The 17139-nt window shown below is 66.6% G+C and carries 12 protein-coding genes; 7 read left to right on the top strand and 5 right to left on the bottom strand.

What is annotated here, in order from left to right:
* Positions 1–38 precede the first annotated feature (38 nt).
* From GU927_RS11675 to GU927_RS11660, 4 genes are all read right to left on the bottom strand, one after another.
* The gene (locus GU927_RS11675) at positions 39–2093 is read right to left on the bottom strand and encodes an ASKHA domain-containing protein (RefSeq protein ID WP_161762617.1); all 2055 of its coding nucleotides are present in this window, start codon (positions 2091–2093) and stop codon (positions 39–41) included.
* Positions 2090–2488, bottom strand: coding sequence for a cupin domain-containing protein (locus GU927_RS11670; RefSeq protein WP_161762616.1), 399 nt, complete (start codon positions 2486–2488; stop codon positions 2090–2092). Before GU927_RS11670 ends, GU927_RS11675 begins: the two co-directional genes overlap by 4 nt.
* A 70-nt stretch (positions 2489–2558) precedes the next feature.
* A complete protein-coding gene (locus GU927_RS11665) occupies positions 2559–3728 on the bottom strand; it encodes a CaiB/BaiF CoA transferase family protein (protein ID WP_161762615.1) in 1170 nt (389 codons plus the stop codon).
* 27 nt (positions 3729–3755) lie between these two features.
* A complete protein-coding gene (locus GU927_RS11660) occupies positions 3756–4190 on the bottom strand; it encodes an RrF2 family transcriptional regulator (protein WP_161762614.1) in 435 nt (144 codons plus the stop codon).
* A 334-nt stretch (positions 4191–4524) separates the two neighbouring features.
* On the opposite strand from GU927_RS11660, the gene GU927_RS11655 reads away from it, so the two are divergent.
* The 6 genes from GU927_RS11655 (at position 4525) to GU927_RS11630 (ending at position 15759) form a co-directional block, all read left to right on the top strand.
* A complete protein-coding gene (locus GU927_RS11655) occupies positions 4525–6927 on the top strand; it encodes a glycogen/starch/alpha-glucan phosphorylase (RefSeq protein WP_161762689.1) in 2403 nt (800 codons plus the stop codon).
* 37 nt (positions 6928–6964) lie between these two features.
* Positions 6965–9148 carry a 1,4-alpha-glucan branching protein GlgB gene (gene glgB / locus GU927_RS11650; RefSeq protein ID WP_161762613.1) on the top strand — a complete coding sequence of 728 codons (2184 nt, stop codon included), beginning with the start codon at positions 6965–6967 and terminating at the stop codon, positions 9146–9148.
* A 51-nt stretch (positions 9149–9199) separates the two neighbouring features.
* Positions 9200–10471: a glucose-1-phosphate adenylyltransferase gene (gene glgC, locus GU927_RS11645; protein ID WP_161762688.1), complete on the top strand. Its 1272-nt coding sequence runs from the start codon at positions 9200–9202 to the stop codon at positions 10469–10471.
* Between the two features lie 85 nt (positions 10472–10556).
* Positions 10557–11990: a glycogen synthase GlgA gene (glgA, locus tag GU927_RS11640; RefSeq protein WP_161762612.1), complete on the top strand. Its 1434-nt coding sequence runs from the start codon at positions 10557–10559 to the stop codon at positions 11988–11990.
* Between the two features lie 2 nt (positions 11991–11992).
* A complete protein-coding gene (gene glgX, locus GU927_RS11635; RefSeq protein ID WP_269770125.1) occupies positions 11993–14134 on the top strand; it encodes a glycogen debranching protein GlgX in 2142 nt (713 codons plus the stop codon).
* Positions 14131–15759, top strand: coding sequence for an alpha-D-glucose phosphate-specific phosphoglucomutase (locus GU927_RS11630; RefSeq protein WP_161762611.1), 1629 nt, complete (start codon positions 14131–14133; stop codon positions 15757–15759). Before glgX ends, GU927_RS11630 begins: the two co-directional genes overlap by 4 nt.
* A 47-nt stretch (positions 15760–15806) precedes the next feature.
* On the opposite strand, the gene GU927_RS11625 is transcribed toward GU927_RS11630, so the two are convergent.
* Positions 15807–16262, bottom strand: coding sequence for a lytic transglycosylase domain-containing protein (locus GU927_RS11625; RefSeq protein ID WP_161762610.1), 456 nt, complete (start codon positions 16260–16262; stop codon positions 15807–15809).
* A 187-nt stretch (positions 16263–16449) separates the two neighbouring features.
* Here GU927_RS11625 and GU927_RS11620 point away from each other — a divergent pair, with 187 nt between their 5' ends.
* Entirely contained in the window at positions 16450–17136 is a 687-nt protein-coding gene (locus GU927_RS11620; protein ID WP_161762609.1) for a response regulator, read from the top strand.
* The last annotated feature ends 3 nt before the right edge of the window (positions 17137–17139 follow it).

Raw genomic sequence — 17139 nt, 5'->3', positions numbered from 1 at the left:
AGCAGTGTAAACCGCCGCGCCGCGAAGGAAAGACCCGATCAGCCGCGCCGCCGCCGCCGCCCCTCGCCCCCGCCGCCCGAACCGCCCGCGTTGAAGCTGACATCGGGCAGGGTGACGATGGCGTTCAGTTCGGGGAAGGGGTCGGTCGCGTGGGGGATGGCATTGGCGTTGACGAAATGCTCCTGAAAGCGCGGCTCGATCGCGGTTTCGACCTTATGGATCTGGTGCACCGTCGCCTCGATCTGGTCGCGCGCCGCCACGTTGCACAGCGCGATGCGCGCGCCGGTTCCGGCGGCGTTGCCCGCGCTCGTCACCTCGTCCAGCGGCACGTCGGGGATCATGCCCAGCACCATCGCGTGCTTGGGGCTGATATGCGCGCCGAAGGCCCCCGCCAGCGTGACGCGGTCCACCTTTTCCACCCCCATCTCGTCCATCAGCAGCCGCGCACCGGCATAGAGCGCCGATTTCGCCAGCTGGATCGCGCGGATGTCGCCCTGCGTCACCATGATCTTCGGCCCGCCCTCTGCCGTGCCGTCATGCAGGACGTAGCTATGCGTCCGCCCCTCGGGCGAGCAGCGCCATGTCCCCGTCTGCTCGGGGCTGCCGATCAGCCCGCCGGGGTCGAGCAGACCCGCAAGACGCAGTTCCGCCACCGCCTCGATGATGCCCGATCCGCAGATGCCGGTGATACCCGTCTGCTTTGTCGCTTCGGCAAACCCCGCCTCGGTCGACCACAGGTCGCAGCCGATGACCTTGAACCGCGGCTCCTTCGTGACGGGGTCGATCTCCACCCGCTCGATGGCGCCGGGTGCAGCGCGCTGCCCACTGGAAATCTGCGCGCCCTCGAAGGCGGGACCGGTGGGCGAGGAACAGGCAAGGACGCGGGTTTCGTTGCCCAGCAGGATCTCGGCATTGGTGCCCACATCCACGATCAGGACCATGTCCTTGGATTTGTTCGGCTCCTCCGACAACGCCACCGCCGCCGCATCCGCCCCCACATGCCCCGCGATGCAGGGCAGGACATAGACCCGCGCCGCACGGTTCAGGTTCGACAGCTCCAGATCGCGCGCATCGAGGCTCAGGCTGCCCGACGTCGCCAGCGCAAAGGGCGCCTGACCCAGTTCGACGGGGTCGATGCCCAGCAGCAGATGGTGCATCACGGGGTTGCAGACAAAGACCACCTCGTAGATCGCGCCCGCATCGATGCCCGCCTCGGTGGCGATCGACGCCGCCAGCGCATTGATCGCCTCGCGCACGGCGCGCGTCATCTCCACATCCCCGCCGGGGTTCATCATGGCATAGGAAACGCGGCTCATCAGATCCTCGCCAAAGCGGATCTGCGGGTTCATCAGCCCCGACGAGGCAAGCACCGACCCGTCCTTCAGATCGCACAGATGCGCGGCGATGGTGGTCGAGCCAAGGTCGATCGCCAGCCCGTAAAGCCCGCCCTCATGGAACCCCGGCCAGAGGTCGAGGATACGGTGCCGGTCGTCATGGTTGCCCTTGTGCAGCGCCACGGTGACCTTGAATTCCCCCTTCCGCAGGACGGGCTGCAACCGGCGCAGCAGCGCAAGGTCGGCCACCACATCCTCCACCTGCCACTGCTCGCGAAGCGCAATCGCCAGCCGCTCGAAATCCCCCGTGGGTTCGTGCATGTCGGGCTCGGCCACCTCGACGTAGAGAAGCCGCGTCGCGGGGTCCATCACGATGTCGCGCTGCGTCGCGGACTTGCGGATCACCTGCTTGTGAACCTGGCTTTCCGGCGGCACGTCGATCACCACGTCGCCCATCACCTTGGCCTGACAGCCCAGACGCCGCCCGTCGATCATCCCGCGCTTGGACTTGTAGCGTTCCTCGACGCTGTTCCACTCGGTCAGCGCGCCATCCGCCACCGTCACCCCGTGCTTGGGAAAATCGCCATAGCTCGGCGTGATCTGGCACTTGGAGCAGATGCCCCGCCCGCCGCAGACGCTGTCCAGATCGACCCCCAATTGCCGCGCCGCAGTCAGCACGGGCGTGCCAAGCGGGAAACGGCCCCGCTTGCCCGAAGGGGTAAAGATCACAAGCGCGTCCTGGGTGGCGGCATCGGTCATGGCGTCTGTTCCGCTTTGGTAAGGAATGTGTACTCGATGTCGGAAAAGGAGGTCGCGGCGAAGGTGTAGAACCACCGCAGCGGGGCCTTGGCCCGCGGCACGCCATGCACGGCACCGCCTGGGATGTAAAGCGCAACCCCGGGGGCAAGCCGGTGGGGGATGCCGTCGACCAGCACCTCGCCCTCGCCGTCAAGCCCGAAATAGACCTCGGCCTGCGGATGGGAATGCAGCGGGAAGGTATCGCCCGCTGCCATGATCGCGATGCCGCAGGTGATTTCGTCGCTATCCGTCCGCGGGGCCGAGATCAGCGTGCGAAAGCGGATCGACCCGCGCGTGGGGTCATCCCAGCACTCGTCGGGCAGGGTGGATTGGTCCACGGCGGTCGCGGTGGGCACGGGCATTTCTCCTGTTCGAGCTGCTGTTGTAGGGCGCTCCGGCGCGCGGGCCATGGCGATTTGCGGCGTGTCAGCGTCCGGCGGCGTCAAGCCATGCAAGGATCGCGGCGCGGTCGCCATCCAGCAGCGGGGCAGCGGCCCGCGCGGCGGGTTCCGGCAGGCCCGTCATCTTGATCGGGTTGCCCGCCGCCGAAAAGGCCGGTCCCCCCGCCCGTGGCGTGACCGGCAAGACCATGTTGCGCGCCAGAACCTGAGGGTCGCGCAGCGCCTGCGCCATGTCCTGCACCCGCCCCGTCGGCACCCCCGCCGCCTCCAGCACCGCCACCCAGTGATCCGCCGTCTGGCCCAGCGTGACCGCCTCGATCAACCGCTTGAGCAGATGCACATTCTCGCAGCGCGCGGCATTGGTCGCAAAGCGCGCATCATCGGCCAGCGGCAGGGCCAGCGCCTCGCACAGCTTGGCAAACAGCGCGTCATTTCCGGCGGCGATGACAAAGAACCCGTCCGCCGCGCGAAAGGTGGAAAACGGCGTGATCGTGGGATGCCGCGCACCGGTCGGCCCCGGCGCATGGCCCGTGGCGGTGGTCAGGGCAAGGCTGTGTTCCTGTATCGCGATCTGGGCATCCAGCATCCCGATATCGACCTTGGCCCCTTCGCCCGTCCGCTCGCGGGCAAAAAGCGCGGCCAGAACGCCCTGCGCCAGATACATCCCCGCCACGATATCCCCGATCGAGGCACCGACGCGCACGGGCGGGCCGCCTTCCTCGCCCGTGATCGACATCACCCCGCCGCGGGCCTGCACCACCATGTCATAGGCCGGTTTCTGCGAATCCGGCCCCGTATGGCCAAAGCCCGACACCGCGCCATAGATCAGCCGCGGATGACGCGCATGCAGCACCTCGTAGCCGTACCCCAGCCGCTCCATAACGCCGGGTCTGTAATTCTCCAGCAGCACATCCGCCCGTGCCAGCAGCCGGTCGAAGATCGCACGGTCACCCCCGGCCCGCAGGTCCAGCGCGATGGACTGCTTGCCCGCATTCAGTGCGGCGAAATAGGCCGACTCGCCCTGCACAAAGGGCGGAAAGGCGCGCGTATCGTCGCCTGTCACGGGCCGTTCGACCTTGATCACGCGCGCGCCCAGATCGGACAGGATCGTCGCGCAAAAGGGGCCTGCCAGAACATGCGTCATGTCCAGCACGACCAGTCCGGCCAGCGGTGCGCCGGAAAGCGGGGCAGTCATCTTCGGTCCTTCCTGCAGGTGTGCCGGTCAGGCAACCTCCAGAAGCGAGACAAGCTCGCCATTGTCGGCCACCAGATCGGCCACGGTCACGCGGTCGAGTTCCGCATAAAACGCCTTCAGCGCATCGCCAAGCACGCATTTCAGACGGCAGGCCCCGACCAGCGGGCAGTTGTTCTCGCCCCCCGCGAAACATTCGGTGAAAGGCAGGACGGATTCGAATTCGCGGAACACCTCGCCCACGGTGATCTTGTCCGCCGCACGGCCCAGCGTCAGCCCGCCCGAACGGCCCCGCACCGTCCGCAGAAATTTCTTCTGCGCCAGCAGGTGGATCACCTGTGCAAGGTGGTTCTCCGAGGCATTGCAGGCCTCTGCCACCTCGTGCTTGCGGACGGTGCGCCCCGCATTCACCGCGCAGAACATCAGCGTCCGCATGGCAAGATTAGTTCGTATGGTGAGTCTCATCGTCTGGCTCCGGACTTGGCCGCTGCGTCTTTCCCGCCAAAGGTTTATGCAGGGTGCACCTTGCCCGATATGATCCAGATCAGTTTTGCAGCAGGCCGTTGATGGCCGTCGAACCGGCCTGTCAAAGCAGGAAAGTCGGTGTGTGTTCGGAAATTCAAACCGGTTTGAGGTGCATCACGGGCTGCACCGATAACAAGTCCATTGCGATTGATAGCGATAACATTTAAAGCGGTTTGAAAGAATTTGCGCCCGTCCGTCCCGCCGCGCCGCCCAAGGGGTCTGCTTGACCGTCAGGGAAGGGGGCCTAGGGTGGGCGCATCAGTGCCACAAGCGGATGTATCACGTGAACGACCTGAGTCTCACCCCGACCACGCTGCAAGCCGATATCGCGCGCCACCTGACCTATACACTGGGCAAGGACGCGCCGAATGCATCGGTCTATGACTGGCGGATGGCGCTGTCCTTCGCGATCCGCGACCGTATCGTGGAGCCGTGGTTCGCCTCCACCCGCCGCACATGGGCCGAGGATCGCAAGCGCGTCCATTACCTGTCGATGGAATTCCTGATCGGCCGGCTCTTGGAGGATGCGACGATCAACCTTGGCCTGCGGGATGTGGCCGAAGAGGCGATGGCAGGCTTCGGTCAGGATTTCCGCGCCATCGTGGAAAACGAACCCGATGCGGCGCTGGGGAATGGCGGTCTGGGGCGTCTGGCGGCCTGTTTCATGGAAAGCATGGCGACGCTGGGCTGCCCCGCCTATGGCTATGGCATCCGCTATGAACACGGCCTGTTCCGCCAGCGCTTCGAAGGCGGCCAGCAGGTCGAAACGCCCGAGGACTGGCTGACCCAGTCCCATCCGTGGGAATTCGCCCGCCCCGAAAGCGCCTACACCATCCCCTTCAAGGGCCATGTCGAAACCCAAGGCGGGCGCGAGGTCTGGGTGCCGGGCGAAACCGTGCTGGCCGAGGCGCATGACACGCCGGTGATCGGCTGGCAGGGCAAATGGGCCAATACGCTGCGGCTCTGGGCGGCGAAGCCCACCACGCTCTTCGATCTGGACCGCTTCAACCGTGGCGACTATGCCGCCGCCGCGGAACCCGAGGCGCTGGCGCGCACGCTGTCGCGCGTCCTCTATCCCGACGACACCACCTATCAGGGCAAGGAATTGCGGCTGAAGCAGGAATTCTTCCTGACCTCTGCCGCGTTGCAGGACATCCTGCGCCGCTATCTTGCCCGCCATTCCGACCTGCGCGACCTGCCGAAACATGTGGCGATCCAGATGAACGACACCCACCCCGCCATCGCGGGGCCGGAACTGATCCGCCTGCTGATGGACGACCACGCCATGCCCTTTGCAGACGCGCTCGACGTCGCGCGGGGATGTCTGGGCTATACCAACCACACGCTGCTGCCCGAGGCGCTGGAACGCTGGGCCACCTTCACCTTCGGCAATGTCCTGCCGCGGCACATGCAGATCGTGGAGAAGATCGACAGCTGGCACCGCATGACCTACCCCTCGCGCCCGCATTACGTGGGCATCGTGAAGCATCACGAGGTGCGTATGGGCGAGCTGGCCTTCATCATGGCGCACAAGGTCAACGGCGTCTCGGCGCTGCATTCCGATCTCGTGAAGAAGAACCTCTTTCCGGAACTCGACCGCCTGCATCCGGGTCGGATCATCAACCAGACCAACGGCGTGACCCCGCGCCGCTGGCTGAAGATGGCGAACCGCCCTCTGGCGCGGCTGATCACCGACACGATCGGCGAGGGGTGGGAGGATGACCTCGACCGCCTGCGCGGGCTGGAGCCGCATGTCGCCTCGCGCAGCTTTGCCGATGCCTTCGGCGCGGCCAAGCGCGCGAACAAGGTGGCGCTGTCGAACTGGATCGGCGCGGAATGCGGCGTGCAGGTGAACCCCGACGCGCTGTTCGATGTGCAGATCAAGCGCATCCATGAATACAAGCGCCAGCTTCTGAACATCCTCGAAACCATCGCCCATTGGCACGCGATCCGCGCCAACCCCAAGGCCGACTGGGTGCCGCGGGTCAAGATCTTCGGCGGCAAATCCGCGCCGGGCTATGCGGTGGCCAAGGAAATCATCCACCTCATCAACGATGTTGCGGCGGTGGTGAACAATGACCCCGTCACCGGCGATCTGCTGAAGATCGTCTATCCGGCCAATTACAATGTCAGCATGGCCGAACGCCTTGTTCCTGCCGCCGACCTGTCCGAACAGATCTCCACCGCCGGGAAAGAGGCATCGGGCACCGGCAACATGAAGTTCATGATGAACGGCGCGCCCACCATCGGCACGCTGGACGGCGCGAACGTGGAAATCCTGCAAGAGGTGGGGGCGGAAAACTTCTTCCTCTTCGGCCTGACGGCGGAAGAGGTGACGAAGCGCCGCGAAGACCCCGAACATGCCCGCAAGGCGATCGAGGCGAGCCAGCCCCTGCAGGACGTGCTGCAGATGATCGCCGAGGGGCGCTTCTCGCCCGACCAGCCCGACCGCTATCACGGGCTGGTGCACCGCGTCTGGCATCACGACTATTTCCTCGTGGCGTCCGACTTCGACGCCTTCCACGCCGCGCAGGGGCAGGTGGACCGCGCCTATGCCGACCGCGCGCGCTGGTTGCGGATGGCCGCGATGAACACGGCGCGTTCGGGCTTCTTCTCGTCCGACCGCACGATCCGCAGCTACATGAAGGATATCTGGGGGGTCACTCCGGCGCTCTGACGCGCCGGGGTGGGGCCTTCGGAGGAGGGGGGCAGCCATGACCGCAAACCTGATCGACCACGCGGCCGCCAAGGCCATCGTCGAAGGGCGTCACGGCGATCCCTTTTCCGTGCTGGGCCTGCACAGGCGCGACGGGACGTGGGTCGTCACCGCCTTCGTGCCGGGGGCGGACCATCTGTCGGTCCTGACGGGCAAGGCAGGCAAGCCCGTGCCCGCCACGCCCGTTCCCGGCTGCGACGGGCTGTTCTGCGCGGCCTTGCCGAAACAGGTGGCCTACCGCCTGCGCGCCGAAGGCCATGGCACGACATGGGACTTCGACGATCCCTTCCGCTTCGGCCCCGTGCTGGGCGAGATGGACGAATACCTGCTGGGCGAGGGCACGCATAAACGGCTCTGGCAGGTGCTGGGCGCGCATGTCATCACCCATGAAGGGGTGGAGGGCACGCATTTCGCCGTCTGGGCCCCCAATGCCGAACGCGTCTCGGTTGTCGGGGATTTCAACATCTGGGACGGCCGCCGCCACCCGATGCGGCGGCGCGGGGCGACCGGCATATGGGAAACCTTCATCCCCAGTCTGGGCGAGGGCGCGACCTACAAATACGAGATCCGCGGCCAGAACGGCTATGTCGGCCCGCTCAAGGCCGATCCGGTGGGCTTCGGCTCGGAACACCCGCCTGCCAATGCCTCTGTCGTGCGCCGCATCGGCGGCGGGTTCGATGATGCCGGCTGGATGGCGACCCGCGCCGCGCGCCACACGATCGACGCGCCGATTTCGGTCTACGAGGTGCATCTGGGCTCATGGCGCCGCGCGCCGGGCGACCGGATGCTGTCCTACCTCGAACTGGCCGACCAGTTGGTGGGTTACGCGGCCGACATGGGCTTTACCCATATCGAACTGCTGCCCGTGTCGGAATTCCCCTTCGACGGAAGCTGGGGCTACCAGCCCGTCGGCATGTTCGCCCCCACCATCCGCCACGGCACCCCCGCCGAATTCCGCGCGCTGGTCGATGCCGCGCACCGCAGGGGGCTTGGCGTCCTGCTCGACTGGGTGCCGGGCCATTTCCCGACCGATCCGCACGGCCTTGGCCGCTTTGACGGCACCGCGCTTTACGAACATGCCGACCCGCGCGAGGGGTTCCATCAGGACTGGAACACCCTGATCTACAATTACGGGCGGGTAGAGGTGGCCAATTACCTCGTCTCCAACGCGCTCTACTGGCTCGAGGAATACCACATCGACGGGCTGCGGGTGGATGCCGTGGCCTCCATGCTCTACCGCGACTATTCCCGCAAGGACGGCGAGTGGATCCCCAACAAGGACGGCGGGCGCGAGAATTACGAGGCGATCTCGCTCCTGCAGCGGATGAACAGCACCGTCTATGGCGAAGTGTCGGGGATCATGACCGTGGCCGAGGAAAGCACCGCCTTTCCCGGCGTCTCGCGCCCTGTCAGCCACGGGGGGCTGGGCTTCGGCTTCAAATGGAACATGGGCTGGATGAACGACACCCTGTCCTACATGCACAAGGACCCGATCTACCGGCAGTATCACCACCACCAGATGACCTTCGGCCTGCATTACGCATGGTCCGAAAACTACATCCTGCCGATCAGCCATGACGAGGTGGTGCACGGCAAGGGATCGATGCTGGAAAAGATGCCCGGCGACGGGCCCGAAAAATTCGCCAACCTGCGCGCCTATTACGGGTTCATGTGGGCGCATCCGGGCAAGAAGCTGCTCTTCATGGGCTGCGAATTCGCCCAAGGGCGCGAATGGAACCACAACCAGTCGCTGGACTGGCACCTTCTCGACCAGCCCGACCATCGCGGCATGCAGGCGTTGGTGCGCGACCTGAACCGCCTCTATCGCGACACGCCCGCGCTGCATGTGAACGACACGCGGCCCGAAGGGTTTGACTGGATCGAAAGCAACGACGCGGGTGCCTCGGTCTATGCCTGGGTCCGGAAGGGCCGCGCGGGTGATCCGATGGTGGTCTGCGTGGTGAACATGACGCCGGTCGAACGGTCCTACCGTCTGGGCCTGCCCGCGGCGGGGCATTGGGACGAAATCCTGAACACCGACGCCACCCATTATGGCGGCGGCAATCGCGGGAACATGGGTGGCGTGACCACCGAAGCGGTCGCATGGCACGGGCAGGCGCAATCCGCGCTTGTCACGCTGCCCCCGCTTTCGGCACTCTGGTTCCGTCAGGCAAAGTCTTGAAGGTCAAGCCATAAGCGGCAAAGCCGCACAAGGGAGGGGTTAATGGGAATGATGCAGCCAAGACCGAATGCGCGCCTGTCGACACAGGCGATGGCCTTCGTCCTTGCCGGTGGCCGCGGAAGCCGCCTGAAGGAATTGACCGACCGCCGCGCCAAGCCTGCGGTCTATTTCGGCGGCAAGACGCGGATCATCGACTTCGCGCTGTCCAACGCGCTGAACTCCGGTATCCGCAAGATGGCCATTGCCACGCAGTACAAGGCCCATTCGCTCATCCGCCACTGCCAGCGCGGCTGGAACTTCTTCCGGGCGGAGCGGAACGAATACCTCGACATCCTGCCCGCGTCCCAGCGGGTGGACGAGACGAAATGGTATCTCGGCACAGCCGATGCCGTGGCGCAGAACATCGACATCGTCGACAGCTACGGGATCAAATACGTGATCGTCCTTGCGGGCGACCACATCTACAAGATGGATTACGAGATCATGCTGCAACAGCATGTCTCGACCGGCGCGGATGTGACCATCGGCTGCCTGACGGTGCCGCGGATGGAAGCCACGGCCTTCGGCGTGATGGCGGTGGACAAGGAGATGCGCATCACCTCCTTCCTCGAAAAGCCCAAGGACCCGCCGGGCATCCCGGGCGATCCCGATCACGCGCTGGCCTCCATGGGCATCTATGTCTTCGACTGGGCCTTCCTGCGCGACCTGCTGATCCGCGACATGGCGGATACCAATTCCAGCCACGACTTCGGCAACGACCTTATCCCCGCCATCGTTAAGAACGGCAAGGCGATGGCGCACAAGTTCGCCGACAGCTGCGTGAAATCGGGGCTGGAGGATGAACCCTACTGGCGCGACGTGGGCACGATCGACGCCTTCTGGCAGGCCAATATCGACCTGACCGATTTCGTCCCGAAACTCGACATCTACGACAACACCTGGCCCATCTGGACCTATTCCGAGATCGTCCCCCCCGCCAAGTTCATCCATGACGAGGACGGGCGGCGCGGCATGGCGATCTCGTCGCTGATTTCGGGCGACTGCATCGTCTCGGGGTCCGAGGTCCGGAATTCGCTCCTCTTCACCGGCGTCCGGACGCACAGCTATTCCAACCTCGAATATGTCGTGGCCCTGCCGCGCGTGGTGGTGAACCGCAAGGCGGAACTGACCAATTGCGTGATCGACTCGGGCGTGGTCATCCCCGAAGGGCTGGTCGTGGGGCAGGACCCCGAAGAGGACGCCAAGTGGTTCCGGCGGAGTGAAGGCGGCATCGTCCTGATCACGCAGGACATGCTTGACGCGCGGGCGCGGAAGCTGTCCTGAGGGCGGCGCGGGGGCGGATGCCCCGGGGGGCTGTCTGCCCCCCGGACCCCCCGAGGATATTTGGGAACGGATGAAGGGGCAGGGGATGCAGGTGAAGGGGCGGGTGCTGTCGGTGGCCTCGGAATGCGTACCCCTGATCAAGACGGGGGGGCTGGCCGATGTGGTGGGCGCGCTGCCCGCCGCGCTGCGCCCCTTCGGCTGGGAGATGCGGGTGCTGCTGCCCGCCTATCGCCGCCTGCGCGGGCATCTGGCCGCGATGCGCGAGGTCTGGCGCGAGCCGGCGCTCTGGGGCGGCGAGGGCGTGGTCTATGCCGGAACGGTCGAGGGGGTGGAGGTGCTGTTGCTCGACGCGCCGCATCTATATGACCGCGACGGCGGGCCCTACAATGCGTCAGCTGGCGACTGGCCGGACAATGCCCAGCGGTTTGCGGCGCTGTCATGGGTTGCCGCGCGGATGGCGCGCGAGGGATTTGACGGCTGGAAGCCGGACGTGCTGCACGCCCATGACTGGCAGGCGGGGTTCGCGCCCGCCTATCTGGCCTATGGCGGCACCGGCGGCGTGGGGTCGGTCATCACGGTGCACAACATTGCCTTTCAGGGATGGGCCGAGGCCACCCTGATCGACACGCTGCGCCTGCCGCGCGCGGCGTTCCATCCCGGCCATCTGGAATATTACGGCGGCCTGTCCAGCCTGAAGGCCGGTCTGGTGACGGCGGACCGCATCACCACCGTCTCGCCCAGCTATGCCGCCGAACTGACACGGGCGGAATATGGCATGGGCCTGCAGGGCGTCATCGCCGCGCGGGGGGCGGTGGTGTCGGGCATCCTGAACGGCGTCGATACTGCCCTGTGGTCGCCGGAACTGGAACCCGTCCCCTTCGGCCCCAAGGCGATGAAGGGCAAGACCGCCAACCGCGCCGCCCTCTGCGCCGAATTCGGCATGGCCGAACCCGAAGGCCCCCTCGCCATCGTCGTCAGCCGCCTGACCGACCAGAAGGGCATCGACCTCCTGCCCGCCGTCATCCCCGATTTCGTCGCCGCAGGCGGTGCGCTGATCGTACTGGGCTCGGGCGACCCCGCGCTGGAATCCGCCATGCGGGGGCTGGAAAGCCGCTTCCCCGGCCGCGTCGCCGTGCGGATCGGCTATGACGAGGGGCTGAGCCACCGCCTCTTTGCAGGCGCCGATGCGGTGCTGGTCCCGTCGCGCTTCGAACCCTGCGGGCTGACCCAGATGTATGGCCTGCGCTATGGCACCATCCCCGTCGTGGCGGCGGTGGGGGGGCTGGCCGATACCGTCATCCACGCCTCGCCCGCGGCCCTTGCCGCCGGTGTGGCGACGGGGGTGCAGTTCCACCCGACCGACGCGCTGGCCTTTGCCCATGCGCTGCGCCAGCTTTGCGCGCTTTACCGCGACCGCAAGGTCTGGGCGCGGTTGCAGCGCAACGCCATGTCCCACCCCGTCGGCTGGGAAACCAGCGCCGCCGCCTATGCCGCGCTTTACGAAGGTCTGGGCAAGTGACCTTGCGCCTGTCCGATCCACCGCGTCCGGCGGGCCATTCCGTCACGGCAGGCCGCCCCTGGCCCATGGGGGCCAGTTTCGACGGCGAAGGGGTGAATTTCGCCGTCTTCTCCGCCCATGCGGAAAAGGTGGAACTCTGCCTCTTCTCCTCGGACGGGCGCAAGGAAACCGCCCGCATCTCCCTGCCGGAACGCGATGGCGACATCTGGCACGGCCATGTCGGCGGCCTGATGCCCGGCGCGCTCTACGGCTTTCGCGTGCACGGGCCCTATGCCCCCGAACAGGGCCACCGCTTCAACCCGCACAAGCTGCTGATCGACCCCTATGCCCGCGCGCTGGAGGGGCGGCTGAAATGGTCCGACGCGCTCATGGGGTACAAGGTCGGCAGTCCGCGCGCGGACATGTCCTATGACACGCGCGACAGCGCCTTTGCCGTGCCGAAATCGGTGGTGGCCGACCCGTCCTTCATCTGGGGCGACGATGCCCCCCCGCGCGTGCCCCTGACCGAGACGGTGATCTACGAAACCCATGTGCGCGGCATGACCATGCTGCATCCGGCCGTGGACAAGGGTCTGCGCGGAACCTTCCTCGGCCTTGCCTCGGATGCGGTGCTCGACCATCTGGTCCGGCTGGGGATCACGACGGTCGAACTCCTGCCCGTGCAGGCCTTCGCGGACGAGCGTTTCCTTGTGGCCAAGGGGCTGCGGAACTACTGGGGCTACCAGACCATCGGCTTCTTCGCGCCCGAGCCGCGCTATCTGGCCAAGGGGCAGCTGCGCGAATTCCAGTCCATGGTGCGCCGCTTCCATGCCGCGGGGATCGAGGTGATCCTCGACGTGGTCTACAACCATACCGGAGAGGGCGACGAATTCGGCCCCACGCTCTGCTTCCGCGGCTTCGACAATGCCAGCTACTACCGCCTGCTGCACGGCGGGCGGCATTATGTGAACGACACGGGCACGGGCAACACGCTGAACCTGACCCATCCCATGGTGCTGCGGATGGTGATGGATTCCCTGCGCTACTGGGTCGAGGTCTGCCATGTCGACGGCTTCCGCTTCGACCTTGCCACCGTTCTGGGGCGCGAGGCGCATGGCTTCGACGCCAATGGCGGATTCTTCGACGCGATCCGGCAAGACCCCGTTCTGGCCCGCGTCAAGCTGATTGCCGAGCCCTGGGACATCGGCCCCGGCGGCTATCAGCTGGGCGGCTATCCCCATCCCTTCCTCGAATGGAACGACCGCTTCCGCGACGGCGTCCGGCGCTGGTGGCGGGGCGATGCCGGCATGGCGCCCGATCTGGCCAAGCGGCTACTGGGCAGCGCGGAACGCTTTGACCATCACGGACGGGCGGCCACCTCCTCGGTCAATTTCGTGACCGCCCATGACGGCTTCACCCTGCAGGACGTGGTCTCCTTCACGCTCAAGCGCAACTGGGCCAATGGCGAGGAAAACCGCGACGGCCACCACGAGAACCATTCCGACAACATGGGGGCCGAGGGGCCGACCGACGATCCCGTCATCCTCGCCGCCCGGGCCTTGCGAAAGCGCAACCTCTTGGCCACGCTGATACTGGCGCAGGGCGTGCCCATGCTTCTGGCGGGGGACGAGGTCGGGCATACGCAGGGCGGCAACAACAATGCCTACGCGCAGGACAACGCGACGACATGGATCGACTGGGCGGCGGGCGATGCGGGGCTTGCGGCCTTTGTCGCGCGTCTGGTCGCGCTGCGCCGGTCCCATCCCGTGCTGCGCCAGCGCCGCTTCCTCCATGCCCGCCCCCGCGCGGCGGATGGCCTGCCCGACGTGATCTGGCGCCGCGCCGACGGCCAGTGCCCGACACCCGCGGATTGGCACGACCCCTCGTTCCGCTGCCTCGGTGTCGAATTGCGGATGGCCGCCGAAGGGCCGGACCACGGCCATCACGCCGTCTATGCCGTGTTCAACACCGGTCCGGACTGCGTGCTGCGCCTGCCGGACACCGCCCCCGCATGGGAACTCGTGCTCGACACGACCCGCCCCGACCTGTCCGGCGAAGCGGCCGGTCCGGGAACCCGCGCCCCCGCGCAATCCGTTCTTGTCTTCCGCGCCCCCGCGCAGTCCAACGCATACGGGGCCAAACCGTCTACCGGAGGAACGTCATGACCATCCGCACCGTCGCCACACAGCCCATCGCAGGGCAGAAACCCGGCACCTCGGGCCTGCGGAAGAAAACCCCCGTCTTCATGGCCCGCCACTATCTGGAAAACTTCGTCCAGAGCATCTTCGACGTGGTGGGCGCGCAGGGAAAGACCTTCGTCCTTGGCGGGGACGGGCGCTATTTCAACGACCGCGCGGCGCAGGTGATCTTGCGGATGGCCGCCGCCAACGGGGCGGCGCGGGTGATCGTGGGGCAGGGTGCGATCCTGTCAACTCCGGCCGCCAGCCACCTGATAAGGCTGAACAAAACCGATGGTGGCATCATCATGTCCGCCTCCCACAACCCCGGCGGCCCGGATGAGGATTTCGGGGTCAAGTTCAACATGCCCAATGGCGGCCCTGCCCCCGAAGCGGTGACCGAGGCCATGTTCCGCCGCACGACCGAAATCACCCAATACCACATCGTCGAATCGCAGGATGTCGACCTCGCCCGCATCGGGCGCAGCTCGCTGGGCGGGATGGTGGTCGACGTGGTCGACCCCGTGGCGGATTACGCCGCGCTGATGGAGACGCTCTTCGACTTCCCCGCCATCCGCGCCATGTTCGCGGGCGGCTTTCGGATGCGGATGGACAGCATGTGCGCCGTCACCGGCCCCTATGCGGTGGAAATCCTTGAAAACCGTCTCGGCGCGGCGAAGGGCACGGTGGTCAACGCCACGCCCCTGCCGGATTTCGGCGGGATGCATCCCGACCCCAACCCGACATGGGCCAAGGCCCTGATGGACGAGATGTTCGGTCCCGACGCCCCCGATTTCGGCGCGGCCAGCGATGGCGACGGCGACCGCAACATGGTCGTCGGGCGCGGTATCTATGTCTCGCCCTCCGACAGCCTCGCCGTCCTTGCGGCCAATGCCCATCTGGCGCCGGGCTATGCGCGCGGTCTGAAGGGCGTGGCGCGGTCCATGCCCACCTCGGCGGCGGCGGACCGCGTGGCAGAGGCGCTGGGGATCCAAAGCTACGAGACGCCCACGGGCTGGAAGTTCTTCGGCAACCTGCTGGATGCGGGCCGCGCCACGATCTGCGGCGAGGAAAGCTTCGGAACCGGCTCGGACCATGTGCGCGAAAAGGACGGGCTCTGGGCGGTCCTCCTCTGGCTCAACATCCTCGCCGTCCGCAAACAGACCGTGGCCGAGATCCTGCGCGACCACTGGGCGCGCTTTGGCCGCAACTACTACAGCCGCCACGACTTCGAAGCCATCGCCACCGACAAGGCCGACGCCATGATGGGTGCCCTGCGTTCTGCCCTTCCCGCGCTGCGGGGCCGCGTGGTCGAAGACATGACCATCGCCGCCGCCGACGACTTCGCCTATTCCGACCCTGTCGACGGCTCGGTCAGCACGAAACAGGGCGTGCGGATCATGTTCGCCGATGGGTCACGCTTTGTTCTGCGTCTGTCCGGAACCGGCACCGAAGGCGCCACATTGCGGCTCTATCTCGAACGCTATGCCGCAGGGCCCGAGGGGCTGGACCTCGATCCGCAAATGGCCCTTGCCCCCGTGATCCGCGCCGCACAGCAGATCGCGCGCATCGCGGAATTCACCGGTCGCCTGTCGCCCGACGTGGTGACCTGAACGGGGCAGGGGGCACCGCGCCCCGTACCCCGTCACCCGCGCGCCGCTCAGGACCGCAGGCCGGTCTCTTCCAGCAGGCCCATGCGCTTGGCCTCGTAATAGTACCCCTTGCGGTACCACATATGGGCGCGGTCGTAATTGCCGCGCGACACCAGCCACGCCCCGCGCAGATATTTGCCCGCATAGATCAGGTTGGTCTCGGCATCCAGCAGCCCCGCCGGATCGCCGCGATAGCCCATGGTCCGCGCGGTCTGCGGATGAATCTGCATCAGCCCGTAATAGGGCCCGTTGCGGGCGGCGGGGTTGTAGCCGCTCTCGCGCTGTACCGTCTCGTGGATCAGCCGCTCGGGGATGTCGTGGATGCGGGCATATTTCGTGATCAGCCGGTTGATCTCGACCGGACCCTGCGGACCGCGCGCCTCTTCCCTGTCCCTGCCCCCGCCGCAGGCGGCCAGCAGCGCGGGCAGGGACAGGGCAAGGAACAGGCGGCGGGAAACGTGCATGGGTCAACCTGCAAGGGATGGGTTCGGCCCCGTGATAGCGGGGCGCACCGCTGGGCGAAAGGGCAAGCCTGCCCCGCGCGCGGCTTTTCGCGCGCGGTCCGGACGGCGGCATGTCCGACCTTTGGCGCGGTTGGCGCAGGCGGCGGGCACTGCTAGCCTGACCGCGCAAGTGATACGGGGCATCGACATGGTGGACAACGCGGGGCGCAGGCTGGCAACGGCACTGATCGTGGATGACCATCCGCTCTTCTGCGACGCGCTGTCGATGACGCTGCGCGCCGTGGCGGGGATCGAGGGGATCGAGACGGCCGACCGTCTGGAAACCGCGCTGTCGCGGCTGGACCTGTCGCCAGCACCCGACATCATCGTTCTGGACCTGAACCTTCCCGACGTGAACGGTCTTGACGGCCTCATCCGCCTGCGCGCCACGGCGGGCGACGTGCCGGTTGTCGTCGTCTCCTCGCTGGCCGACAACCGCGTGATCGGCGCGGCGCTGCGGGTGGGCGCTGTGGGCTTCGTGCCCAAACATTCGCGGCGCGAGGTGTTCAAGGCCGCCTTCGACGCCATCCGCGCGGGCGAGGGGTTCGTGCCCGAAGGCTTCGTCCCACAGGCCGATCCCGACGCCCCCGCCAGCCAGCGCGAGGATGCCATCGCGCGCCTGTCCCTGCTGACCCGCCAGCAGGCCAAGATCCTGCAACTGATCTGCGAGGGGATGCTGAACAAGCAGATCGCCTACGAACTCACCATCGCCGAAACCACGGTCAAGGCCCATGTCACCGCGATCATGCGCAAACTCGGCGTGCAATCGCGCACGCAGGCCGTGCTCATCGCGCGCGAGGCCAGCTTCGACCGCCTGATGCCCGAGAACGGGTGACAC

It is taken from the genome of Paragemmobacter amnigenus (genome assembly GCF_009908265.2).
Taxonomy (GTDB): Bacteria; Pseudomonadota; Alphaproteobacteria; order Rhodobacterales; family Rhodobacteraceae; genus Paragemmobacter; species Paragemmobacter amnigenus.
Note: the sequence above shows the minus strand (reverse complement) of the source record. Positions and strands in the feature narration are given on the sequence as shown.

Coding starts and splice junctions, on each gene's coding strand:
- GU927_RS11675 (WP_161762617.1), bottom strand. CDS start 2,093: ATGACCGATGCCGCCACCCAGGACGCGCTTGTGATCTTTACCCCTTCG.
- GU927_RS11665 (WP_161762615.1), bottom strand. CDS start 3,728: ATGACTGCCCCGCTTTCCGGCGCACCGCTGGCCGGACTGGTCGTGCTG.
- GU927_RS11660 (WP_161762614.1), bottom strand. CDS start 4,190: ATGAGACTCACCATACGAACTAATCTTGCCATGCGGACGCTGATGTTC.
- GU927_RS11655 (WP_161762689.1), top strand. CDS start 4,525: ATGTATCACGTGAACGACCTGAGTCTCACCCCGACCACGCTGCAAGCC.
- glgB (WP_161762613.1), top strand. CDS start 6,965: ATGACCGCAAACCTGATCGACCACGCGGCCGCCAAGGCCATCGTCGAA.
- glgC (WP_161762688.1), top strand. CDS start 9,200: ATGCAGCCAAGACCGAATGCGCGCCTGTCGACACAGGCGATGGCCTTC.
- glgA (WP_161762612.1), top strand. CDS start 10,557: ATGCAGGTGAAGGGGCGGGTGCTGTCGGTGGCCTCGGAATGCGTACCC.
- GU927_RS11630 (WP_161762611.1), top strand. CDS start 14,131: ATGACCATCCGCACCGTCGCCACACAGCCCATCGCAGGGCAGAAACCC.
- GU927_RS11625 (WP_161762610.1), bottom strand. CDS start 16,262: ATGCACGTTTCCCGCCGCCTGTTCCTTGCCCTGTCCCTGCCCGCGCTG.
- GU927_RS11620 (WP_161762609.1), top strand. CDS start 16,450: ATGGTGGACAACGCGGGGCGCAGGCTGGCAACGGCACTGATCGTGGAT.